22 protein-coding genes are annotated in these 22,607 nt (G+C 71.9%); 11 read left to right on the top strand and 11 right to left on the bottom strand.

Annotated features, from left to right (window positions below; all coding sequences use genetic code 11):
* The first annotated feature begins 30 nt into the window (after window positions 1–30).
* Both I4J89_RS43795 and I4J89_RS43790 read left to right on the top strand, forming a co-directional pair.
* Entirely contained in the window at window positions 31–1,194 is a 1,164-nt protein-coding gene (locus I4J89_RS43795) for a glycosyl hydrolase (RefSeq protein WP_309238744.1), read from the top strand.
* A 145-nt stretch (window positions 1,195–1,339) separates the two neighbouring features.
* On the top strand, window positions 1,340–1,612 hold the full coding sequence (locus tag I4J89_RS43790; protein ID WP_196420142.1) for a SemiSWEET family sugar transporter: 273 nt from the start codon (window positions 1,340–1,342) through the stop codon (window positions 1,610–1,612).
* Between the two features lie 4 nt (window positions 1,613–1,616).
* Here I4J89_RS43790 and I4J89_RS43785 read toward each other — a convergent pair whose 3' ends face one another.
* Window positions 1,617–2,801, bottom strand: a complete 1,185-nt coding sequence (locus I4J89_RS43785) for a cytochrome P450 (protein ID WP_196420141.1) — start codon at window positions 2,799–2,801, stop codon at window positions 1,617–1,619.
* A gap of 47 nt (window positions 2,802–2,848) precedes the next feature.
* Window positions 2,849–3,610 (bottom strand): class I SAM-dependent methyltransferase, encoded by a 762-nt coding sequence (locus I4J89_RS43780; RefSeq protein WP_196420140.1) that lies wholly within the window; start codon window positions 3,608–3,610, stop codon window positions 2,849–2,851.
* Window positions 3,611–3,634: 24 nt separating this feature from the next.
* Between I4J89_RS43780 and I4J89_RS51835 the strand changes: the two genes are divergently transcribed.
* Window positions 3,635–4,585 carry a tetratricopeptide repeat protein gene (locus I4J89_RS51835; protein ID WP_309238743.1) on the top strand — a complete coding sequence of 317 codons (951 nt, stop codon included), beginning with the start codon at window positions 3,635–3,637 and terminating at the stop codon, window positions 4,583–4,585.
* 923 nt (window positions 4,586–5,508) lie between these two features.
* On the opposite strand, the gene I4J89_RS43770 is transcribed toward I4J89_RS51835, so the two are convergent.
* Window positions 5,509–6,303: a L,D-transpeptidase family protein gene (locus I4J89_RS43770; RefSeq protein WP_309238742.1), complete on the bottom strand. Its 795-nt coding sequence runs from the start codon at window positions 6,301–6,303 to the stop codon at window positions 5,509–5,511.
* Between the two features lie 144 nt (window positions 6,304–6,447).
* On the opposite strand from I4J89_RS43770, the gene I4J89_RS51830 reads away from it, so the two are divergent.
* Window positions 6,448–7,353, top strand: a complete 906-nt coding sequence (locus tag I4J89_RS51830; protein ID WP_196420138.1) for a helix-turn-helix transcriptional regulator — start codon at window positions 6,448–6,450, stop codon at window positions 7,351–7,353.
* A complete protein-coding gene (locus tag I4J89_RS43760) occupies window positions 7,350–8,099 on the top strand; it encodes an SDR family oxidoreductase (RefSeq protein WP_196420137.1) in 750 nt (249 codons plus the stop codon). Before I4J89_RS51830 ends, I4J89_RS43760 begins: the two co-directional genes overlap by 4 nt.
* Here I4J89_RS43760 and I4J89_RS43755 read toward each other — a convergent pair.
* The 5 genes from I4J89_RS43755 to I4J89_RS43735 form a co-directional block, all read right to left on the bottom strand.
* On the bottom strand, window positions 8,096–8,302 hold the full coding sequence (locus I4J89_RS43755; RefSeq protein WP_230860612.1) for a hypothetical protein: 207 nt from the start codon (window positions 8,300–8,302) through the stop codon (window positions 8,096–8,098). The two genes, I4J89_RS43760 and I4J89_RS43755, sit on opposite strands and share 4 nt — an antisense overlap.
* 83 nt (window positions 8,303–8,385) lie before the next feature.
* Window positions 8,386–11,667, bottom strand: a complete 3,282-nt coding sequence (locus I4J89_RS43750; protein ID WP_309238741.1) for a TIM-barrel domain-containing protein — start codon at window positions 11,665–11,667, stop codon at window positions 8,386–8,388.
* A gap of 59 nt (window positions 11,668–11,726) precedes the next feature.
* Window positions 11,727–13,073 (bottom strand): MFS transporter, encoded by a 1,347-nt coding sequence (locus tag I4J89_RS43745; RefSeq protein WP_196420136.1) that lies wholly within the window; start codon window positions 13,071–13,073, stop codon window positions 11,727–11,729.
* A 101-nt stretch (window positions 13,074–13,174) separates the two neighbouring features.
* Entirely contained in the window at window positions 13,175–15,094 is a 1,920-nt protein-coding gene (locus tag I4J89_RS43740) for a helix-turn-helix domain-containing protein (RefSeq protein ID WP_196420135.1), read from the bottom strand.
* 80 nt (window positions 15,095–15,174) lie between these two features.
* The gene (locus I4J89_RS43735) at window positions 15,175–15,609 is read right to left on the bottom strand and encodes a MarR family winged helix-turn-helix transcriptional regulator (RefSeq protein WP_196420134.1); all 435 of its coding nucleotides are present in this window, start codon (window positions 15,607–15,609) and stop codon (window positions 15,175–15,177) included.
* A 90-nt stretch (window positions 15,610–15,699) separates the two neighbouring features.
* Here I4J89_RS43735 and I4J89_RS43730 point away from each other — a divergent pair, with 90 nt between their 5' ends.
* Both I4J89_RS43730 and I4J89_RS43725 read left to right on the top strand, forming a co-directional pair.
* Window positions 15,700–16,332, top strand: a complete 633-nt coding sequence (locus tag I4J89_RS43730) for an FMN-dependent NADH-azoreductase (protein WP_196420133.1) — start codon at window positions 15,700–15,702, stop codon at window positions 16,330–16,332.
* Between the two features lie 53 nt (window positions 16,333–16,385).
* Window positions 16,386–17,048, top strand: a complete 663-nt coding sequence (locus I4J89_RS43725) for a hypothetical protein (RefSeq protein WP_196420132.1) — start codon at window positions 16,386–16,388, stop codon at window positions 17,046–17,048.
* 139 nt (window positions 17,049–17,187) lie between these two features.
* Here the strand turns inward: I4J89_RS43725 and I4J89_RS43720 are convergent, their stop codons facing one another.
* Window positions 17,188–17,679 (bottom strand): DUF3307 domain-containing protein, encoded by a 492-nt coding sequence (locus tag I4J89_RS43720; RefSeq protein WP_196420131.1) that lies wholly within the window; start codon window positions 17,677–17,679, stop codon window positions 17,188–17,190.
* Window positions 17,680–17,970: 291 nt separating this feature from the next.
* Window positions 17,971–18,606: an FMN-dependent NADH-azoreductase gene (locus I4J89_RS43715; protein WP_196420130.1), complete on the bottom strand. Its 636-nt coding sequence runs from the start codon at window positions 18,604–18,606 to the stop codon at window positions 17,971–17,973.
* A 97-nt stretch (window positions 18,607–18,703) separates the two neighbouring features.
* Here I4J89_RS43715 and I4J89_RS43710 point away from each other — a divergent pair, with 97 nt between their 5' ends.
* The 3 genes from I4J89_RS43710 to I4J89_RS43700 all read left to right on the top strand — a co-directional run bounded on the left by I4J89_RS43710 (window position 18,704) and on the right by I4J89_RS43700 (window position 21,082).
* The gene (locus tag I4J89_RS43710) at window positions 18,704–19,192 is read left to right on the top strand and encodes a MarR family winged helix-turn-helix transcriptional regulator (protein ID WP_309238740.1); all 489 of its coding nucleotides are present in this window, start codon (window positions 18,704–18,706) and stop codon (window positions 19,190–19,192) included.
* 106 nt (window positions 19,193–19,298) lie between these two features.
* Window positions 19,299–20,150, top strand: coding sequence for a hypothetical protein (locus I4J89_RS43705; protein ID WP_196420128.1), 852 nt, complete (start codon window positions 19,299–19,301; stop codon window positions 20,148–20,150).
* The gene (locus I4J89_RS43700) at window positions 20,147–21,082 is read left to right on the top strand and encodes a hypothetical protein (protein ID WP_196420127.1); all 936 of its coding nucleotides are present in this window, start codon (window positions 20,147–20,149) and stop codon (window positions 21,080–21,082) included. The genes I4J89_RS43705 and I4J89_RS43700 overlap by 4 nt, the downstream gene beginning before the upstream one ends.
* A 61-nt stretch (window positions 21,083–21,143) precedes the next feature.
* Here the strand turns inward: I4J89_RS43700 and I4J89_RS50500 are convergent, their stop codons facing one another.
* Window positions 21,144–21,422 (bottom strand): hypothetical protein, encoded by a 279-nt coding sequence (locus tag I4J89_RS50500; RefSeq protein ID WP_230860611.1) that lies wholly within the window; start codon window positions 21,420–21,422, stop codon window positions 21,144–21,146.
* Here I4J89_RS50500 and I4J89_RS43695 point away from each other — a divergent pair.
* Window positions 21,376–22,551, top strand: a complete 1,176-nt coding sequence (locus I4J89_RS43695; RefSeq protein ID WP_309238739.1) for an MFS transporter — start codon at window positions 21,376–21,378, stop codon at window positions 22,549–22,551. The two genes, I4J89_RS50500 and I4J89_RS43695, sit on opposite strands and share 47 nt — an antisense overlap.
* The last annotated feature ends 56 nt before the right edge of the window (window positions 22,552–22,607 follow it).

The raw sequence follows: 22,607 nt of genomic DNA, 5'->3' as shown, positions 1-22,607 counted from the left end.
ATGTCCCCTTCCCCCGGGAGGAGTCCGTCCGTGAGACATCGATTTGCTTGGATCGGCGCGGCCATACTGGCCGTCGCCACCGGGACCGTTGCCCTGACATCGGGCCCAGCCTCGGCCGCCGACTGCGGCTACCTCTTCGACGACTTCCACTACACCTCGTCGTCGGACCCGTCCCTGAACGCCAACGGCTGGACCCCGCGCAGCTACCAGGGCGGACCCGGCGTGCCGGGTGCCAACTGGTCGCCGTCGGCCATCACGTTCCCCACCTCCGGCGGCCAGAAGGTCATGCAGCTGACCGCCTCCACCGACGGCACCGCCGCCGGGACCAGCCACGCCGAGCTCTACTCCACCCAGAAGCGCTACCTGGAAGGCACCTACGCCAGCCGGGTCCGGTTCACCGACGCACCGGTCAGCGGCAACGACGGCGACCACATCAACCAGACGTTCTTCACGATCAGCCCGCTCAACGGGGACATGGACCCCACCTACAGCGAGCTGGACATCTCCGAGTACCTGCCGAACGGCGGCTGGGGCGAGACCGGGCCGATCAACTACCAGACCACCTGGTACACGTACCGCGCCGACCCCTGGTACGCCGACAACCTGCACTCGTCGCAGCGGTCCAGCCTGGACGGCTGGCACGACCTGGTGGCCCAGGTCGCCAACGGGCACGTCGTCTACTACATCGACGGCGTGCAGGTGGGTGACCACGGCGGCAAGTACTTCCCGCGGCAGACAATGACCATCAACTGGAACCTCTGGTTCATCGACACCGCGACGCACACCGGCGGGCTGTCCACCTACATCGAGCAGGTCGACTGGGTGCTGTTCGCCAAGAACCAGGTGCTGTCGCCGGGACAGGTCTCGTCCCAGGCGGGTTCCTACCGGTCGTCGGGCACCGCGTTCCACGACTCGGTCGCCTCGTCGGGACCGTGCACGAACCCGACGCCGTCCTCGCCGTCACCGTCGGCGTCCTCCACCCCGCCACCGGCTGGTGACTGTTCCAGCGCGCCGGCCTGGCAGTTCGGGAGCGTCTACACCGGCGGCAGCGTCGTGAAGCACGAGAAGAGCAAGTACGGCGACCCGTCCGGGCCGAAGTCCGGCGACGGCGTCCGTCTGTGGAAGGCCAGGTACTGGACACAGGGTTCGGAACCCGGCTGGACCGAGCAGTGGCAGGACCTCGGCCGCTGCTGATCCTCGGGCGGCGGCGGGGCGTTCGCGTCCCGCCGCCGCGGGTTCACCGGATCCGCCGTAGAATCGCCAGTGGTCGCGTTCGCGCTCCCGACCTCAGGTCGACGCGGCCCGCCCGGCCGAGCGCCTCAATCTCGCGAGGTGATCGATGCTCGGTGTGGTGGCTTCCCTCTGGGGTGTGGTGATGGCACTCGCCCCGGTCCTCCAGATCCACCGGATGATCAAGAAGCGGTCCTCCGCCGATGTCTCCCTCGGCTACTTCGGCCTGCTGCTGCCCGGATTCGCGCTCTGGATCGCCTACGGCTGGACCCGCTCCGACTGGCCGCTGGTCGTCCCCAACATCCTGGCCTTCACGGTCAGCACCGTCACCCTCACGATCGGCCTGGTACTGCGTAAGCGCGACCGGGTCAAGGACTCGTGACCGGTCATCCGGTGGACACCGGCAGGCTGGCGTAACCGCGCAGCACCAGGCGGTCCCGCAGCACCGGCGGGCCGTCCAGCGCGAGCCGCGGCAACATGCTCAGCAGCAGCGGGAACGCGACCTGCGCCTCGAGCCGGGCCAGCGGGGCGCCGAGGCAGTAGTGCGCGCCGCCGCCGAACGACACCGGCTGGATGTTCGGCCGGTCCGGGTCGAATCGGTGCGGGTCCGGATAGCGTTCCGGGTCCCGGTTGGCGGAGCCGAGCAGCAGGTTCAGCGAGGCGCCGCCGGCCAGCCGTCGCCCGTCGCCGAGATCCAGCGGGACGCTGGTGTACCGGCTGGTCAGCTGCACCGGCGAGTCGTACCGCAGGATCTCCTCGACGAACGCCGGCGCGAGCTCCGGGGCGGCGCGAAGCCGGTCCGCCAGTTCCGGCCGGTCCAGCAGGATCCGCAGGCCGGTGCCGAGCAGGTTGGTGGTGGTCTCGAACCCGGCGACCAGCAGCAGCACCAGGTTGGCCAGCAGCTCGGCACCGGTGAGCCCGGAGTCGCCGGCAAGCGCGCTGGTCAGATCCTCCCGCGGCTCCCGCCGGCGCTCGGCCACCAGGCCGATGAAGTAGTCCTCCAGCTCGCGGCCGGCCACGTCGGCGCGCCCCATCTCCTCCTCGGTGCTGATCGGCTCCAGCACCACGGTCAGGTCCGCGGCCCGCTGCCGGAACCAGGGCCGGTCCGCGTCCGGCACGCCGAGCAGCGCGCAGATCACGGCGATCGGCAACGGGTACGCGAACGCGCTCACGAAGTCGGTGCGCTCCGGCATCGCCTTGATCAGTTCGGCGGACTGCTCGGCGATGACATCGCGCAGCGCGGCGACCCGGCGGGCGGTGAAGGTGGCCGCGGCCGCGCGGCGTACCCGGGTGTGGTCCGGCGCGTTGTTCTGCAACATGGACTGCACGATCGACGCGACCCCGCGGTTCTCCCGCCAGTCCGGCCAGAAGCCGTCGTAGTCGCCGGCGTCGGCGACGCGCAGGGTCGAGTCGCGCAGCAGCCGGTTGGTGAGCGCGTGGGTCGTGACGAACCAGCGGCCGTCGATCGCCTGGAAGATCGGCGCGTGCGCGCGGAGCACGTCATAGGCGGGGTACGGATCGAGGCGCCCCTCCGGCGAGAAGAGCGAACCCAGCGCAGTCTCGAAGTCCATCCCCGTGCCTCCCCATCGACGGCCGCGAAGCCTCCATCATGCCCGCCTCATCCCACGTGCGCGGGCCGGGAGGCGAGCAGGGCGTACGCGTTCGGCAGGCGGCCGTTCCAGGCCGCGGCGGTCACGCCGCCCATCCGCCAGAACGGTTCGGCGTACTCGTGCAGCTGGTGGATCCGCAGACCGGCCGCCGTCAGAGCGGTGACGATCCCGCCGAGGGTGTGCTGCACCTGGACCGCCCCGCCGGCCGGGAACGAGTCGTTGACGTGGCTCGCCGCGAAGTAGCTGCGATCGGCGCGGATCCGCGGCTCGTCCTCGTCCCACGTCCACAGTGGCGCCGCCGGGTGCTCCTCGTGGATGAACAGATGCCCGCCCGGGCGCAGCAACCGGACGACGTCGCGGGCCCAGGCCGGCAGATCGGGGATCCAGATCAGGGCGCCCTTGCCGGTGTAGACCAGATCAGCGCAGCCGTCGGCCAGCGGCGCGCCGGGCAGAGCACCGACGACGTAGCGGCAGGCCACCCCGATCGCGTCGGCACGGCGCTGCGCCGCGCGTACGGTCACCGCGCTGTAATCGACACCCACCACCGAGCGCGCACCGGCGCGCACGAGCGCGACATCGTCCGTGCCGTTGCCACTCTGCAGGTGCACCACCCGCGGTGACGTGCGCAGCACGGCGCCGAGGAGGTCGCGTTCGGTCGGCAGCAGCGACGCGCCGGAGGTCGCGACCGCCAGCATCTCCGCGTCCTCACGGACGTACTTCCGCGAGGCGCTCTCCCACGCGTCGCGGTTCACCCGGGTCGTCGGATCCATGGCCCGGACGGTACGGTGCCGGACGTGTCGAAGTCAGCCGATATCGCCCTGGCCCGGGTTCTGGCGCACTGCGGCGGCGCCCCCGAGGAGGCGATGCGGTACATCGCCAGAGCCGTCGCCGACGATCCCGCCGCCACCGAGCCGTACCAGCTGATCGAGCAACTCCGGCCGGACGTCACCGAGCCGGACTCGCCGTGGGCGTACATCATCGCGTCCTACGTCCGCTTCCTGGACGGTGACATGGACCGGGCCGCGACCGCCCTCGGAATGCTCACCGGATACCAGCCGGACGTCGCCTGGACGGCGGCACCCTGGTTCACCGATCCGCGGTTCCGGGCCGGCGTGACGCCGCAGGGCCTGGCCGGCGCGACCGCGAACATCGGCATGTACGGCCACGTCCACGACGACGACATCACCCGGGAACGGCTGCGCCCGTGGTTCGAGCTCATCGACGTGGTCTGTGCCCGCCAGCCGGACCCGCAGGCCATGGCCCACATGGCGATCCTGCTGCGAGCCTGTGGGCGCACGGCGGAATCGCTCACCCTGTGCGACCGCGCCGACGAGGTGGAGCGGGTCATGCTGACCGAGGTGGTGCGCGGCGGAACGTGGCGCAAGCTCGGTGACCGGTCGCAGGCCCGGGCCGCGTTCGAGCGGGCCCTCGCGCTCGACCCGGCGAACTGGTCGCTCTTCCTAGACCTGGCCGACCAGTCCGCCGAGGACGGAGAATTCGCGGAAGCGGCCGCCCTGGTCAGCCGGGGCCTGGAGCACGAGCCGCACGAGGCGAGCCTGCGGGCGGCCGGGGCCGCCTACCGAGCCCGGGCGACCGGTGCGGCCGAGGACCTCGATCTGCTGGTGTCGCTGGCGCCGGACCTGGACCCGGGATACCGCGACCACCTCATCGAGTGCGCCGTCGCCGGCCCGGGCCTGCCGGCCGAGTTGATCGCGGGGGCCCGCGCCTCCCAGAACAAGATCTAACCCTGCCGGTTCCGCTTCTTCGGGGTACGCGTAACCGGCGTCCCGCCGAAGCCGACCCTGTCCCCGCTCCCCCGGCGCGAGCCAGGCCTTCCCTCACGGCCCCAGTGCGACCGCCGGGAAACAGCGTCACCTGACGGTTACGGCGACGAACGCGAGCATTGGCGGCCTGCGGCGCGCCGTCTTCGGCCCGGCAGTCCGCGGCCCGGCCGTCCGCGGCCCGGCCGCGCGGCTCAGCAGTCCGCGGCTCAGCAGTCCGCGGCTCAGCAGTCCGCGGCTCAGCAGTCCGCGGCCCGGGACCCGAGGCGCTGGCAAGCAACCGCGACGAACCGCGCCCGACCCCGCAAACCCCTGGGCAGGTAGCCCGGCCGCGTGGCGAGCAGCTGCGGCCGAGCGTGGCGGGTGTGGTGTTGATCAGCGGAACAGCCGCTGCTGCTAGCTCGGTGATCGACAAGGCGGGGTTCTGCGGGCCGGCTGTGCGCTAGGGCTGCTTGGACGGCCTTGGGGGCAGCCCTGGTGCACAGCCGAGCGATCAAATAGGCCGAAAAAGGCGGGCCGGGCTGTGCCTGATGGCTGTCACCGCCTCCCGGGGCCGCCCCGAGCCGCGCCGCCCCGAGCCGCGCCCGGCCGTGTGACCAGCGACCACGACGAAACCGCACCCGGGCCCGCAACCCCCGCGCAGGCACGCCGGCCGCGTGACGAGCAACCACAACGAAACCGCCCCCGGCCCCGCAACCCCGAGCAAGCAGCCCAGCCGCGTGGCGAGCACCCACACCCGGTCAGCCCCGCAGCGCGACGGACTGGTGTTTCCCGGCGGTCGCGCGGGGGCGGTGACGGACAGCCGGGCTCGCGCCGGGAGAGCGGGCACGCGTCGGCTTCGGCGGGACGCCGGTCACGCGTACCTCGAAGAAGCCGGACCGGCTACTCTAGGTGCCGGGCCGGCGGCCGAAGGTGTGGACCTCGGTGCCGGTCTCCAGCTGGTCCCACATCGCGGCCGCGTCCGCGGGCAGCAGGTTCACGCAGCCATGCGAGCCGCGGGCCTTGTCGTGCAAATAGGTGGTCGTCTCGTGGAAGCCGATCCCACCGACGAAGCGCTGCCAGAACGGGAGCCAGACCTCGTACGGATTCGACCACTCCCGCTTCGCGCGCTTGTTGATCGTGTAGGTGCCGGCGGGTGTGGCGTGGCCGCGGTAACCCGTGCGGACCACGGTCGGGCCGAAGACGACGGCGCCGTCGCGTACTACCCAGGTGGTCTGCGTGGTGAGGTCTACACAGGCGGTCACGCCGTCCGAGATCTGGCACCGCGCGAGGTTCGCCGGGGCTGAGGCGGTCGCGATGCGGCGGGCGACGTCCGCGGTGGTCGCGTCGGCCTGGCCGCGCGCCGGACGGACGCCGTAGCGCTGCTGGAAGGCGCGGATGGCGGCACAGTCGGCGGCCGAGGACTCGCCGTCCACGGTGACGTCACGGTAGGCGCCCAGCGTGGCGAGGTTCCGCTCGATCTCGCGCTGGTGGCGGCCGCCGCCACAGCCGGCCGAACCTGACCGCACCGCGGCGGGTTCGGCGGCCTTGACCACCTTGACGAAGGGCGGCGCGCTCGTCGCCGCGGGCGCCGGCGCGGCCACGGGAGCCGGCGCGGCGGGCCGGAGCATCCCGCTCACGTCGACCAATCCGGCGGACACCACGACGCCCGCCACCGCCGCGGCTCCCACCAGCCACGCCACCGCATCCGATCCAGACCTCACCGCCATGTGCCGCAGATCGGCCGCCCAGCGGCGGCACGGCAGCACTCGGCGGGAGCAAACGCGGTGCACCGGCTGGCGCGAGCGTTCAAGACCGCGCTGCGGCGGCACGCCTACCGTGGGCGCGTGGTGGACGATTTCGCGAGCGGGGCGCTGGTCGCGGCGGTGCGGCGGGCCCTGGCCGACGACGGCGTGGCGGTGGAAGCGACGCCCCGCACCGCGCTGGTGCCGCTGACGGTCAAGCGCACCCTGCTGGCCGGTGTCGCTCTGCTCCCGCTGCTCCGGGCCGGGGCAGCCGTGCTGCGGGAACGATCCGATCCGATGCTGGCGGCCCTGTGTGCCGCGAGCGGCCCGGCCGACCTGTTCGACCGGTGGGGCCGGCTGGAACGCTTCACGCACTCCCGGCACCGGGTCGTCGTGTCCGAGATCGGTTCTGATCGTCTGGTCGCCGAGCATGCCGGACCGCCCGGCGAGCCACCGTGGCCGGCCGAGGACGCGGTGATCCTCGGCCTGCTCACCGGCCTGATGGGTGCCGCCGGTGCCCGCGGCCTCACGGTCACGGCGGGCGCCGAGGTCGTCTACGCCGACGGCACCTTCCGCAGCCCGGGCACCGACACCGCACGCTGGTGTTTCACCTGGTCGTCGCTGGAACCGCGGGCTGCGGAGCCGGCCGCCGGCACCGGCCTGGCGGCCCGGGCCCGGCAGATGCTCGCGAGCGATCTCGCCCGCCACTGGGCCCTGAGTCAGCTCGCCGGTGACCTGGCCGTGTCGTCCCGCAGCCTGCAACGCGCACTGCACGGCGTGGGCGGCTTCACCTGGCTGCTCGCCACCGTCCGCGCTGAGGCTGCCGCCGAGCTGCTGCGCGCCGGCGTGCATCCGCTCAGCGTCATCGGGTTCACCTGCGGTTACGCCGACCAGCCGCATTTCACCCGGGAATTCCGACGGCGCACCGCCATGACACCCGGCCAGTACCGGTCGGCCTTCGCACCGGAGAGGCCGGAGAAGCCCGAGAAACCGGAGAGGCACCCATGAACATCGAGAAGCAGACCGCGCTGATCACCGGTGCGACGCGCGGCATCGGCCGGGCCCTGACCGATCAGCTCATCGCCGACGGCGCGCGGGTCCTAGCCGTCGGCCGCGATCGAGACCGGCTCGCCGCGCTGACCGCCGGCCACGGGGACCGGGTCGTCCCGTACCACGCCGATCTGGCCGACCCGGCCGCCGTCGACGCTCTGCTCGACGCGGTGGTCGAGCGGCACCCGGAGCTCACCATCGTGATCAACAACGCGGCGACGCAGGCGCACACCGACTTTCTGGCCGGTGACGCGTACCGGATCCGCCCGGCTCTGCGCCGCGAGATCGCGGTCAACCTGGACGCGGTCGTCGCGATCTCCACCGGCCTGCTGCCGCTTCTGCGGCAGCGTCCCGCTGCCGCGATCATCAATCTCACGACCGGGCTCGCCATGGCGCCCAAGCGCGCGGCCCCGGTCTACTGCGCCACCAAAGCCGGAGTACGCACATTCACCCGCGCCCTGCGCTACCAGTGCGAGCGGGGCGCACCGCACGTGCGGGTGTCCGAGGCGATGATGCCGCTGGTCGACACCGACATGACCCGCGGCCGGGGCACCGGCAAGATCACCGCCTCGGCGGCCGCCCGGGCGGTGCTCGACGGGCTGCGCCGCGACTCCCCGGAGATCTACGTCGGCAAGGCCCGGCTGCTGCCCGCCCTCATGCGGGTGACCCCGGCCCTCGGCTACCGGATGCTCCGCGACGGCTAGCCGGTCAGCTCACGCAGCCCGTGCTCCCATCGCTCGCGCCGCTGGTCGAGGGTCTGCTCCCACCAGGGAACGCCGCGTTCGCCGAGTGCCACCTTGGCCACCTGCACCCGGGCGCGTGCGGATGCCGGGTCACGGCCCGCGCGCAGGGCGGTCCCGAGGTCGCGCCGTGCGGCCATCAGGGCACGGCGCAGGGTCGCCGCCACGTCCTCCGCCGATGGCCGGGTCGGTCGCCCGCCAGCGGCGGCCGGAGATGACGACGAAATGCCCGTCCTCGGTCAACGCTTCATCATGACGGCACGGTGAAGGTGGACGTGTACGGCGTACGAATCGGCACGCCGGCCGGTCCCGTGCTGCTCACCCCCGCCACCGTCAACGTGTACGACCCAGCACCGAGCGGGGCCGCCGGTGTCCACACCAGCGTTCCCGGTGCGGGTTCGGCGACCGTGCCCGGCACCGCGCCGCCCGGACCGGTGACGGTCACCGAGCCGGTGTAGTCCGCGCCGGTGGGCTGGATGTCGCGCTGGAACGTCACGGTCACCGCGCTCGCCGTCGCGACGGTGGCGACGACCAGCGGGTCACGCCAGTACCGGACGGCCAGGTGGGTGTCCGGCACACCGGGCGTGTCCCATGCCGTGGAGGTGTCGTCGACCAGCATGGTGCGGGTGATGCCGCCGTCCACCGTGACGTTGCGGTTGTTGGTGCCGGTGATCGAGCCCCACTCCTCGACCGTCTCCCACGTGCCGCGGGTGTACTTGTACTGGATGTCGGTACCGTCCAGCACGGTGATCGTGGCCTCCCAGACGCCGCCGCCCCGGTGCGTCATGGCCAGCTTGCCGGGGTCCCACGGCCCCAGCTCGGTGATGTTGCCGGGCACGTACAGCGTCGCGTCGGGTGGCATGCCCGGCGGGGCGAGCACCCGGAACGTGACCTCGACCGGGCGGACCGGGACGGTGAGGGCGGCCGGCAGGCTCACCCGGCTGCCGTCGGGATCGCGGTACGCGAGCCGGCCCACCACGTTCGCGGTGCGCGGCGACGCCCCGGCCGGTGTCACGTCGTACGTGACCGTGAAGGTCTCGCCGGGCGCGAGCGACGCCGAGGTGACCGGAGTCCGCGGGGTGATCACCCAGCCGTCCGGCGCGGTCACACTCGCCGCCAGCTCGGTGATCGTGCCCGGTCCGAGGTTGCGGGCGGTGCTGACCAGGCGGCTGGTCGCACCTGACTGCAGGCCGTCGGGTGCCGTCAGGGTCAGCTCGACAGCCGGCTGCTGCGCCACGGTGAGCGGCCGTCCGTCGTGGCTGACGGCCACCCGGCGGCCGGCCGCGTTCGCCGGCACCTCCACGGTGAGCAGGCGTTTCGCGCTGTCATAGGAGAACGGCGCGGTCCGGCCGGCGACGGTGACGAGGTTCGGGCGGGAGACGCCGGCGAACTCGGCGGTGTAGCGGCGGGTGGCGGGCGCACCCGGATAGCCGCCGGCGACCGGGCCGACGGTCAGCGTCGAGCGGCGGCCCTCGTCGTAGCGGACCGGGATCCGCTGGTACTGGCCGTCGCGGTAGCCGAGCCCGTCGCCCGCGTCGTCGTAGACGGTGGTACCACCTGAGGCGTGCGGGTAGACGGTCAGCCGGAGCCGGTCGCGCGGCTGCGCGGCGATGTTGGCGGCCGGGTGCGCTCCGGCCACGATGCCGCCCGCGCGGGCGTAGACGGGCATGTGGTCCGGTGTCGCGGCGACGGTACGCGTGGCCGGGCCGCGGAACGTCGTGCCGGTGAAGATGTCGGTCCAGATGCCCGGCGGGAACCAGACCGGGACGGCTGCGCTGAGCCCGGGCGTGGTCACCGGCGCGACCAGCAACGAGTCGCCGAGCAGGTACTGGGTGTCGTGCCGGTACGCCTCGTCCAGCTCCGGCCAGCTCAGGTACAGCGGCCGGGCCATCGGCAGCCCGGTGTCGTACGTCTGCCGTGCCGCCGTGTACAGGTAGGGCACCAGCGACTCGCGCAGCCGCAGGAAGTCCTCGGCCGGCTCGCCGACGGTGTCCGCGTACTCCCAGGGCAGCCGGTCGCCGTGGTCGGAGTGCAGCCGCAGGATCGGCTGGAACGCGCCGAGCTGCACCCATCGCAGGTAGAGGTCGTCGGGCAGGTGCTTGCCGGCGAAGCTGCCGATGTCGTGGCTGACGTAGGACATGCCGATGGCCGCCTCGGCCGGGGTCATCTTCGCGGCGAACGCCAGGCTCGCCCAGTCCGGCCGGGTGTCGCCGGTGAAGTGCACCGTGCTGCGGTGCTCACCCCACGGCCCGGACGGCCCGATGGTGGTGTAGGCCGGGAACGACGCGCCGATCCGGGACAGCGAGAACCCGCGCTGCCCGCGAGCCTCCCCGTTTCGCCGGTACAGCTCGTTGACCCAGCTGTCGGCGGTGAGGCCGGGTGTGCCCACGAAGCTGTCGTCGCAGCAGTAGTCGAGCCACCACTGCCGTACCCCCTGGTTTTCGAACGGTTTGTGCAGTTGGTCGTAGGCTCGGGCCTGGTCCGGGTCGGCCCAGTCGAAGCGGTACGGGTTCGGCGCGAAGCTGCTGGTCGCCGGTGTGAGCTTGCCCTTCGCGACCCCCTGCGCCTCGGCGAAGCGGGGATCGTCGCCGGAGATCGCGGCGTGGATGTTGAGGACCGAGGCGATGCCCCGCCGGCTCAGGTCGTCGAGGAACTCGTCCGGTTTAGGGAACAGGCCGGTGTTCCAGTTCCAGCCGGCCCACTGGTTGGGCGCCTTCCAGTCGGTGTCGATCACCAGCGAGTCGAGCGGGACGTCGTGCTCGCGGAAGGCCGGCAGGATCTCTGTCTCGTAGTCCTCGGCGCTGTACGCCTGATACTTGGAGAACCAGGTGCCGAACGCCCACTTCGGCGGCAGCAGCGACGGGCCGGTCAGGGTCCGCAGGTCGGCCAGGCCGCGCGGGTAGTCGTGGCCGTACCCGAAGAGGTATCCGTCCTGGTAGGCCCCCGTGCGGGCGGGACGCGCGGTGACCCAGCCGGTGCTCGTACGGATCGCGGTGTTCGTGTCGTCGAGCAGGTACCAGCCGCCGCGGTTGAGCATGCCGGGGTGCAGGGTGAGCTGATCGACGGGTCCGGCCTGGCCCTCGTAGAAGTCCATGCCGCGGTACCAGCCGCCCAGCGTGTCGTCGCGGGCCGGCGAGCCGAACGCCGGGTGCGCGGTGCCGGCACTCGTCCGGAGGGTGGTGTTCACGGGGGTGACCGGTCCGCTGTCCAGCCGGTACCGCAGGGTCACGGCACTCGTGCGGACGCGCAGTTCACCGTTGCCGGTCGAGGCGGTGAACCAGGTACGCCGGGGATGGCGGGCGACGGCGTTGAAGGTCGGCCGGTCCTCGAAGGAGTCGTCGGCCGCGTACTCCAGCCGCAACAGGGTGGGACTGAGCACCTGCACCCGCAGGTGTCCGGCCCGGACGGTCTGCCCGTGGATCCGCGGCGCGGGCGGCGCGGCGAGCGCCGCGCCCGGCGTGGCGAACAGCAGGAGCAGCAGAACCAGCAGACCTCGGCCACTGACACGTGTCCACACGAGGACGAGCGTCACGCCGTGCGGGACACCGTGTCAATGGACCGAGGTCTATATCCGGTTCCGGAACCGTGATCTCAGTCGGCGGCCTGGTCCAGGGTGCGGTCGTGGCGCAGCGAGGTGCGCGCGGTCTCCTTCGCCAGCAGGACCGCGGCGATGGTGATGACCGAGGCGAGCGTCATGTAGATCGCCACGGCGGTGGTGTTGGGGTTGTCGACGTCGCCGAGCAGCTTCAACGCGATGATCGGGGCGAGCGCCCCGGCGAAGATCGAGGCGAGCTGGTAGCCGACGGACGCGCCGGTGTAGCGGACCGACGTGCCGAAGAGCTCGGAGAAGAAGGCGGCCTGCGGGGCGTACATGAGGGCGTGCAGGAACAGGCCGACCACCACCGCGAGGATGATCTTCGGCTCGGAGCGGCTGCCGACCAGGTCGAAGAAGACGAACGACCAGACCGCGATGCCGGCGGCGCCGACCAGGTAGATCGGCCGGCGGCCGACCCGGTCGGAGAGCGCGCCGATCAGCGGGATGAGCACGAACTGTGCGGCCGAGCCGATCAGCAGCGCGGTGAGGATCAGGCTCTTGTCGGCGGCGGTGCCGGCGAACGTGGTCAGGTAGGTGATCGAGATGACCGTGACGATGTAGTAGCCGATGTTCTCGGCCAGCCGCATGCCCATCGCGAGCAGCACCTCGCGCGGGTAGAGGCGGAGCACCTCGAGCAGCGGCTGGTGGTTACGCTCGCCGAGCCGCTCCCGCGCCTGCTTGAAGACCGGTGACTCCTCGACGCTGAGCCGCACCCAGAGGCCGACCAGCACGAGGACGGCGCTCAGCAGGAACGGGATGCGCCAGCCCCACGCCTCGAACTGCTCGTCCGGCTGCACCAGCGCGAGCAGCCACAGCACACCGGTGGCGAGCAGGTTGCCCAGGGCGACGCCGGCCTGCGGCCAGGAGGACCAGAAACCGCGCCGGGCGTCGTCGCCGTGTTCGGCGGCCATCAGCACCGCACCGCCCCATTCGCCGCCGACCGCGAAGCCCTGGAGCAGCCGGCAGGTGAGCAGCAGGATCGGGGCGGCGAGGCCGATGGTCGCGTACGTCGGCAGCAGGCCGATCGCGATGGTCGCCCCGCCCATCAGCATGAGGGAGACGACGAGCATCTTCTTGCGGCCCACCCGGTCACCGAAGTGGCCGAACACGATGCCGCCGAGCGGGCGGGCGACGAAGCCGAGGGCGTACGTGCCGAACGCCAGGAGGGTGCCGGTCACCGGGTCTGAGCTGGGGAAGAACAGGGTGCCGAAGACGAGGGCAGCCGCGGAGCCGTAGAGGAAGAAGTCGTACCACTCCACGGCGGTGCCGACCAGGGAGGCGAAAACGACCTTGACGACGGAGGCACGTTCGGTGCCCGCGGCCGGCGTGGAGGTTATGGACATGCTGATCCTTCCTGGATCGCAGGGGGATGCGGTGGTGAACGGGACGTTACGGCCGTGGGTGGGCCGGATCCCATGGATCGGATCCACACATTGACGCCGGCCTAGGTGTGGTCGGCGTCCAGTGGTCCGCGCAGCCGGTGCAGCCGCAGGGCGAGCTGGAGATCGAGTACGCGCCGCGGGTGCTGCCAGTCGTCGCCGAGCAGCTGCGCCACCCGGTCCAGGCGCTGGGTGACCGTGTTGACGTGCACGTGCAGGGCTTCGGCCGCCTTGGCGAGACCGCAACCGGCGTCGAAGTAGACCTCGAGCGTCCGGATCAGCGCGGTGCCCCGGCGCTCGTCGTACGCGATCACCGGTCCGATCACGCCGTGCACGAATCCGGCGACGTCGCGCCGCTCGCCGAGCAGCAGGCCGACGTAGCCGAGTTCGGCGGTCCCCGCACCGCACCCGGCGCGGCCCAGCGTGATCAGGGCGCTGAGGCACTGGTCCGCTTCCCGGTACGCGGGCGCCACGCCCTCGGCACCGCGAGCCGGCCCGGCCCCGCCGGCGGTCACCGGCCGCCCGAGGCTGCGGCTCAGCTCCTTCGCGACGATCCGCGCGGTCTCCGCCGGATCCTCGCCCGGCAGCAGCAGCGCGACCCGGCTGTCCCGGCTCATCGCCAGCCCGCGCCGGCTCGCGGCGAACGTGCGGGCCCACGAGACGGCCCGCTGCCCGAGCCCGTCCCCGCTCTCGTCACCGGCGGCCACCACGACATAGGACGCGTCCACGTCGAGCCCGAGGCGCCCGGCCCGGGAGCGGACCGCGTCCGGGTCGCGTACCGGGCGGCTGATCAGGTCGTCGAGCAGGTCGCCGCGGACCTGCGCCTCGGCTTCGGCGACGGTACGCCGGAACAGCAGCAGCAGCGCGGTGACCTGTGCGGCGCGTTCGAGGATGCGCTGGTCCACGTCTTCCAGGGGCCGGGCCGGGCGGAAGACCAGGGCACCGAGGTTGTCGGCGCCGGCGACCACGGCCGCGATGATCAGGTCGCCCCGGCGTACGCTGCGGCCCTCCCCGCGCGAGGCCGCGACCGCCTCGCCCACCGTGGCACCGGCCGGTTCGGGCAGTTCCGCGTCGCAGTCCGGCGTCCGTGCCGTGGCCAGCGTGCGGCCCTGCGCGTCGATGACCAGCAGCGAGCCGTGCAGGACGCCGACCAGGTCGGCGGCGACGTCGTCCACGCCGCCGCCGCGCAGCACCACCGCGGTCATCCGGTCGTGGGCCGCGGCGGCACGTTCCACCGACTCGCTGTGTGCCTGGATGACCGAGTTGGCCGTGGACAGCTCGGCGAGGGCGGTCTGCATCTCGCTGAGCAGCCGGGCCGTGTCCAGCGCTACCGCGGCGTGCGCCGCCAGCGACAACAGCAGCGCGACCTCTTCGCGGGCGAACGGCCGTTCGGCGCGGTTCGCCGCGAACAGCACGCCGATCACGGCGGATCCCAACCGCATGGGTACGCCCAGAATCGCGACCAGACCCTCGTCACCGACCCCCTGGTCGATGTCGGTGGTGTGCTGGAACCGGCTGTCGGTCGGATAGTTCGCGGTCGCGTACGGGGTCCCGGTGAGCGCGACCAGCCCGCCCAGCCCGGCACCGGGCGGCAGCCGCAGTTTCTGAAAACTGGCCGCCACCGACCCGTCGGTGACCCGCATGTACGTGTCCCCGCGTTCCGGGTCGTTCAGGGTCATGTACGAGACGTCCACGTTGAGCAGCGTCCGTACCCGGTGCACGATGGCCCGCAGCACGGCGTCCACGTCACGCAGCCCGGCCAGGTCGCCGGCCGTGTCGTACAGCGCGGACAGCTCCTCCTCCCGCCGGCGCCGGCGTTCCAGCAGCGTGCGCACCCGCAGGGCGAGCAGTTTGGCCTGTTCGAGTTCGTCGAGTTCGGCGCCGGTCGCCCCGGCCGTGCGGGCGGCCACGAGCGGGCGCTCGAACTCGACGAGCGCGGCTTCGCGGGCGAGCAGGTCCAGATACTCCAATCCCCGCGACGTCATGGCGACACCCTAGAGCGAATCGGCCGTTCGCCATATGTGCGGTTCCGCCATCTAGCGGCTACCAGATGTAGCGATCGCCTCTACAACTGACGCTTCAGGACCTTCTCCAGCGCGCCGGCCACGACGCGGGACTCCTCGGCGGTCATCTGCGAGGTGAAGTGCTTCCGGATCCCCTCCAGATAGACCGGTGCGGCACCACGCAGCCGCTCCCGGCCGGCCTCGGTGATCGTCGCGTACGCGGACCGCCGGTCGTCCGGGTTGCTCTCCCGGGTGGCCAGGCCGGCGTCGGCGAGGGCGTCGACGACCCGGCTGACCCGGGTCCGGCTGACCACCGCCTTCTGGCCCAGCTCACCCATGCTCAGCCGCCGGTCCGGGGCGTAGTTCAGTTCCAGCAGTACGTCGTACCAGGTCAGCGGCAACCCGCAGGCGGACTGCAGCTCCCGGTCCAGCAGCGGGACCAGCGCGGCGTGGACCCGCAGCAGGGCCGCCCACGCGGCCACGTCGGTGTCACTCATCACGTCAGCCTAGCCAATTCTTGTGCGTGCGCACGCACTGGCGTAGAAATGTGCGTGCGCACGCATTCGACTTCTAGCGACGGAGTTCCCATGAGCAAGCTGCTGCACATCTCGGCCTCGCCCCGCGGCCCGAAGTCCGAGTCCCTGGCGATCGCCGGCACCTTCCTCGACACGGCGCGCGAGCTGGATCCCGGCCTGCCGATCGAGGAGTACGACCTGTGGGACGGCACCCTGCCGCCGTTCGGGCCGGACGCCGCGACGGCCAAGATGGCGATCTTCGCCGGTGAGGAGCCGCAGGGCGCGGCCGCTGACGCGTGGGCCGCGGCCATCGCCACGTTCCACCGCTTCGACGCCGCCGACCGCTACCTGTTCAGCGTCCCGATGTGGAACGCCGGGGTGCCGTACATCCTCAAGCAGTTCATCGATGTGATCAGCCAGCCCGGCCTGATCTTCGGGTTCGACCCGGAGAGCGGCTACCGCGGCCTGCTGCGCGGCAAGCGTGCCGCCGTCATCTACACCAGCGCGGTGTACGGCCCGGACCGCGGTCCCGCCTTCGGCGCCGACTTCCAGGCACCGTACTTCGAGGGATGGCTGCGCTGGGCCGGCGTCGAAGAGATCGAGGCGATCCACTTCCGCCCCAATCTGGCGACCGGCGACGCGGAGACCGGTCGTCGCCTGGCGCACGAACGGGCACGCGACGTCGCCAAGCAGTTCATCGCATAGTCGGTTCGTCACCCACTCACCGAGGACGCCCGGCGCCGGGGAGGAAGACCACCATGTCAACGACGACGCGAGCCGCGAGGGCCGGCCTGTGGGCACTGCCCGCCTACGGCCTCCTGCTGGGCCTGAGCACCGTCACGCATCAGCCGTCCACCGACGACTTCGACGCCTACGCCCGCTACGTCACCACCGACATCTTCCTGGTCAGCCACCTCGGCGCCAGCGTCCTCGGCGCCGCACTGGCGATCCTCGGCGCCGTCGCCGTCACCACGTTCCTCACCGCCGGCCGCGCCGCGGGCAGCGCGATCACCGGCCTGGCGCTCACCACGATCTCCAACGTCTTCCTGGCCGCGGCGTTCGGCAGCGCCGCCTTCGTCCAGCCCGGCATCGGCCGCGCCCACCTCGCCGGAACCCCCGGGATGCCCGCGCTCAACGACGACACCGCCTACGGGCCGGCCCTGTTCGCCACCGCACTGTCCGCGGCGTTCCTGCTGATCGTGGCCGCGATCGTGCTCGGCACGGCCATCGCCCGCACCAGTCGCGGGCTGCGCTGGCACGGGATCGCCTACGCCGTACTGATCCCGATCTTCGTGCTCGCCGGCTTCACCCTGCAGCTCGCCCAGCCGATCGCCGGCTTCCTGCTGGCCGTCGCAACGGCCGCCCTCGCCGTCCGGCTCCCGCAGGCAATGCCCGCACGCTCCGCATCGGTCCCGCTTTAATCCTTTCGGGCTTTGGGGTACGGGTTCCGGCCGTCCCGCCGGAACGAGACCGTCCCCGCTCTCCCCCGCGAGCAGCAGCCGCACCGGGCCCCAGCGCGACCGCCGGGCCCATGAGCCGGGTCAAGCCCGGTCGCGGATGTCAGGCGGGCGGGCCGGCGATCAGCAGGGCGGAGACGGCGAGCCAGCCGATGTGCCAGGCCTGGTCGAGTTCGAAGAGGGCGGTGCCCGGGCCGGTGCTGGCCGCGCCGGCCGGGCGGACCACGCCGACGTTCTCGATGTAGCCGGCACGGCCCAGCAGCCGGCCGAGACGGATCAGCGGGACGCGCAGGTCGGCGATGTAGTGGGTGAGCGCGTTGAGAAGGATCCCGGCCACGAGCCAGCCCGGTTGCAGCGGCAGACGCAGCCACCAGCACGCGGCGAGCAGGAAGATCGTGGTGGTGGCGGTCCACGAGGCCACGTGCTTGGCGCAGTGCCACAGGGCCGCCCGGCGGACGCAACCGGCCACGTCGAGGGACTTGCCGTTCGCCTGGTCGCTGGTCTGCACCCAGTGGTCACCGATGTAGTGCCCGGCGAGCATGACCCCGAACGCCACCGCCGCCGTGACCGCCCGGATCAGGTCGTCCTCGTGCACGGTGTGGTCCTCTCGACAAGGAAGCGCGGGGACTTCCACTCCAGCACCGAAACCGAGTCACAGGCGGGAAACGTGTCGGCCTACATCCGTCACGTCCGTCACACACGTCAGCGCTTCGACGATTGCTCCCGGCTCCGGACGGCTGTGCCGATGATGAAGCGAGGACGTTTCCTGGTGGCCTTGGCCGTCGGCGCGCAGAACCGGGAGGCGGCCGGTCTGGCGGCGATCTCGGCGGAGTTCCGCGAGCTGGTCGGCCGGTTCCGCTACTGACCAGCGGAACCGGCCGTGACCTCAGCCGCGGAGGGCCAGGGTGCGCCCGGCGACGGCGGCCGCCTCGTGCGCGGTCTTGCGCATCAGCTCGGCGTGCTCGGCGAAGGCGTCCAGCGCCGGATTCACGCCGACCAGCGTGAACTCCCGCTCGATCAGGGTCAGCTCGGCGCCCCAGATGTCGGCGACGACGCGGCGCAGGTAGTCGGTGTTGTGGTCCCAGCCCTCGCGGGGCGTGCCGGGTCCGTACGCGCCGCCGCGGGTGGTGAGCACCACCGCCGGCTTGCCGTCGAGCAGGCGCTCGCCGTGCTCGCCGCCGGCGAGCACCAGGTCGATCCAGGCCTTGGCGTGCTGTGAGATGCCGTAGTTGTAGAGCGGCAGCGCGAGGATCACCGCGTCGGCGGAGCGCAGCTCACCGGCCAGTTCACCGGCGAGGGTGAGAGCGCCGTGGTGGGCGCCGGTGCGCTGCTCGGCCGGGAGGAACCCGGCGTGGACCGCGTTCGCCCAGGCGTCGGCGGGCAACGGGTCGGTGCCGAGGTGACGGCGCACGATCTCGGTGCCGGGGCGGGCGGCGACCCACTCGCGTTCGACCAGATCGGCGAGCTCGGTGCTCGCGGAGCGCGGTCCCTGAATGCTGGCGTCGATACGCAGGACGGCCATGATTCTCCCTGTCAGGCTGCGAACTTGAATGTTCAACACGAGAGTGGCACCTTCTTGTTGAATGTTCAAGTGCGCTGGTCAGGTATCGTGCTCAGTCGTGAGCGACAGCACAGACGTCCCATGGCTCTCCGACGACGAACGGCACGCCTGGATGGCGCTCACCGCGATGCTGATGAGCTTGCCGCCGGCCATCGACGCCCAGCTCAAGCGGGACGCCGGGATCAACTTCTTCGAGTACCAGATCCTTTCCTCGCTGTCCGACGCGCCCGGCCACACGGTCCGGATGAGCCAGCTCGCCCACCTGGCCGCCGGGTCGCTCTCCCGGCTCTCACACGCGGTCAGCCGGCTGGAGCGCCAGGGGTGGGTGCAGCGCCGCAACGTGGACACCACCGAGGCCCGCTGCGTCGTCGCGGTCCTCACCGACGCCGGGACGGCGATGATCGAGGCCACCGCTCCGGGCCACGTCCGTGAGGCCCGGCGCCTGGTCTTCGACGCGCTCACCCCGGAGCAGGTCGCGCAGCTCGAGAAGATCGGCCGCCAGCTGGTCATGTCCGCGGCGCCGCACCTGAGCAACTGCCTCAAATAGCTGTCGAACAGCCGATGTGAGGTGCGCCGAAAACCGGTTGGGGCGCGGGTGACGCGCGTGCTACTCAAGGTGACAGGACGCCCGTGCTTGACGAGAGGGGGCGGCCATGTTTGCCAACCGTCGGGTTCTGGTCGCCGTCGTGGCGGTGTTCGCCCTGGTCTTCGCTCTCGGCGTGGGATGGCTCGTGCGTACCGCGGCCACCACCGGCGACACCACACCGACAAGCGGCGACACGTCCACGTCGGAGCCCACCGACGGCGGTGTCCCGCAGGACGACGTCGCCCTACCGGGTGATTCCGACCCGGGGTCCGGGTCTGCGTCCGACTCCGACTCGGGCTCCGCAACTGACGCCGGGCAGCAGCCGGGCAGCGGTGAAGGCGAGGAGGAAACCCGGACCGAGAGCGAGGCCACGAAGAAGAAAGACAACAAGGCTCCGCGCCCGGCGAAGACGGTCAACGTCAACGGGCCGCAGGGTGGCGGCGCGATGGAGGACTCCTGCCGGTTCTTCGTCAACCAGTTCGGCATCACCATGAAGGTGAAGAGGGTCTTCCTGATCTCCGCCGATGCCGGGTTGTACCGGGCCACCGGACATTGCCCGCTGGACACGAACGAGGACCTCCCTCCGGGTGCGAAGCCGTGCGTGCCCGGTGTGAGACTCGCAACCGGCCAGGCCTGTTACACCGGTGTGCAGCTCGAGAAGGAGTTGCGGCCGGGCGACGACGGAGGCGAGACCCAGACCTACAGCGCGCGGGTGGGACTGGTGTTCGCCGGCAGCTGCGAGTCGGCGGACGTGGCGCCCTGTTCGGAGGAGAAGGTCGCCCGTGAGGAGCCGTCCGAGAGCCGGCCCGTGCCCGTCGAATGGAAAACGGCGACCAGCGAGCTCAAGGTGCAGGGCAAGAAGGACGAGCCGAAACCGGAGGAGTCCTCCCCCTCCGCGTCCGCGTCGCCCTCGTCATGACCGCGGCGCCGGACGAGGCGGCCGCACCGCAGCGCACCCTCGGCGCCCGTCTCGCCGAGATCGCCAACTTCCTGGCCCCAACCACGGTGATCACCGCGCTGCTGATCTACTTCGGCGCGGTGTACACCGACGGCCGGCTCGCCTACTACGGCATCCAGCTCGGCCTGGCGGATCTCTCCACTCAGGACCTGGTGATCTACGGCACCGAGGCGATCTTCGGCCCGCTCGCCCTGCTGCTGATCGCGGTCGTGCTAGCCCTGGCCGGCCACGCGGTCGTCACCTGGGTGCTCTCTGACGAGTCCCGGACCACGGCCGGACTGCTGACCGCCGCTGGCGTGGCGCTGATCGGCCTGCTCCTGACGGCACGCGCGGTCCTCGGGTTGCTGGTCCCGGCCGTCTACCGCAACGAGTCCACGGCTCTGACTCCACTCACCCTGAGCGTGGGGCCGGCGATGCTCGCTTACGCCGGCTGGATCGCCGGGCAGATCCTCACCCGTGACCCGCACGGCCGGATGCACCGGTGGTACATGGCCGACCAGGCCGGGCGGGTACGGCGTGCGGCGGTCGTGTCGATCGTCGTGCTCGCGCTGGCCGGGCTGTTCTGGGCGACCAACCGGGTGGCGTTCACCCTCGGGCTGAACCGCAGCTACGACGAGGCGGTCGACCCGCGCCGGGCCTACCAGGTGGTGCTGGACACCCGGGAGCCGCTGCCGGCACTGCCCGAAGGCGTCGTCGAGCAGCGGCTGACCGGCGCGGGCGAGGACGGCTTCGGCTACCGCTATCGCGGCTTCCGGCTGATCCTCGAGTCCGGCGGCCGGCTGTTCCTGGCCCCGGTGACGTGGACCCGCGACAGCCGTACCTGGGTGATCGGCTACGACAACTCGGTCCGGCTGCAGGTGATCCCGCCGCCGGCCAATCTCGTCCCGGGCTGAGGGGGCCGCGCCGTCGTACGCGAGGCCTTCGTCGTCATAACCGGAGTGATCGGCACCCGGGTCACGATAGAAGGGCGCCGATCATCTTGCGCAACGGCTCGGCCAGCTGGGTGGGTTCGGCAGCGGCGAGCGGCTGGAGTCCGGAAGCGCGCAGCAGCACGATGCCGAGGGCGGCCGAGAGGACGACCTGGGCCGCCTCGGCGACATGGTCGGCAAACGCCGCGTCCTGATCGGCGTGCTGGCGGCGCTGGCGGCCCGGCCCGGTCCTGGCCGCGGTCGCCCCGAACCTGTCGGTGCTGATCGTCGCCCGGGTCCTGCAGGGCGCGGCCGGCGCGATCATGCCGCTGTCGATCGGTATCGTCCGCGACGAACTGCCCCGCGAGCGGGTCGGTGTCATCGTCGGCCTGCTGTCGGCCATCTTCGGCGTCGGCGCGGGCGTCGGCATCGTGGCGGCCGGCCCGATCGTCGAGCACCTGTCCTGGCACTGGCTGTTCTGGCTGCCGCTGGTCTTCGTGATCATCGCGCTGGCCGGTGCGATCTTCGGGATGAAGGAGTCGCCGGTGCGTACGCCCGGCAGGCTCGACGTCCTCGGCACCGTCCTGCTGTCGACCTCGCTGGTCGCGCTCCTGCTGGCGATCAGCAAGGGCCAGGCCTGGGGCTGGATCGACGTCAAGACCATCGGCCTGCTCGCCGCCGGCGCGGTGCTGATGGCCGTCTTCGTCGTGGTGGAGCTGCGGACCGCCGAGCCGCTGGTGGACATGCGCCTGATGCGGATCCGTGGCGTCTGGGCCACCGACCTGGTGGCGCTGATGCTCGGCTTCGCGATGTTCGGCACCTTCCTCCTGGTACCGATGCTGCTCCAACTGCCCGCCGCCACCGGCTACGGGTTCGGCAAGTCGGTGTCCCAGTCCGGCCTGTTCCTGCTGCCCACCGTCGTGATGATGGTGATCTTCGGTCCGCTGGCCGGCCTGCTCACCCGCAAGTACGGCCCGAAGCTGTTCCTCGGCACCCTCGCGGTCGTCGTCGCGTTCGCGGTCCCCGCCGTCACCCACGACGAGGTCGGGAAGGTGCTGCTCTCCGGCATCTTCACCGGCACCGGCATCGGCCTGGCCTTCGCGGTCATGTCGAACGCCATCATCGAGAGCGTCCCGGCCGCCCAGACCGGCGAGGCCACCAGCGTCAACACGATCGCCCGGACCATCGGCAGCAGCATCGGCACCGCTGTCGTCGCGGCGGTGCTCTCCTCGCACAGCACCCCGCAGGGCCTGCCCACCGACGACGCGTTCACCGCCGGCTTCTGGGTCTGCGCGGGCGTCGGCGTGCTGGCCGCGGTCGCCGCGCTCGCGTTGCCGTCCGCGCACCGCCGCCACGAGGATGCGGTCGCCACGGGTGTCGACGACCTGCCGCCGGAGCCCGGGGAACCGCACCTGCCGCGCCTGCACCGGCAGGAGACCTCGGCCCGAGGCTGATCCCGTCGCGCCCCGTGACCGCCGGTGCGGCGGTCACGGGGCGCGCGTCGCCGGTA

Origin of the sequence: Actinoplanes aureus (assembly GCF_015704865.1) — a bacterium.
Classification (GTDB): domain Bacteria; phylum Actinomycetota; class Actinomycetes; order Mycobacteriales; family Micromonosporaceae; genus Actinoplanes; species Actinoplanes aureus.
The sequence above is the reverse complement of the archived record's forward strand: the minus strand, read 5'-3'. Positions and strand labels throughout refer to the sequence as shown.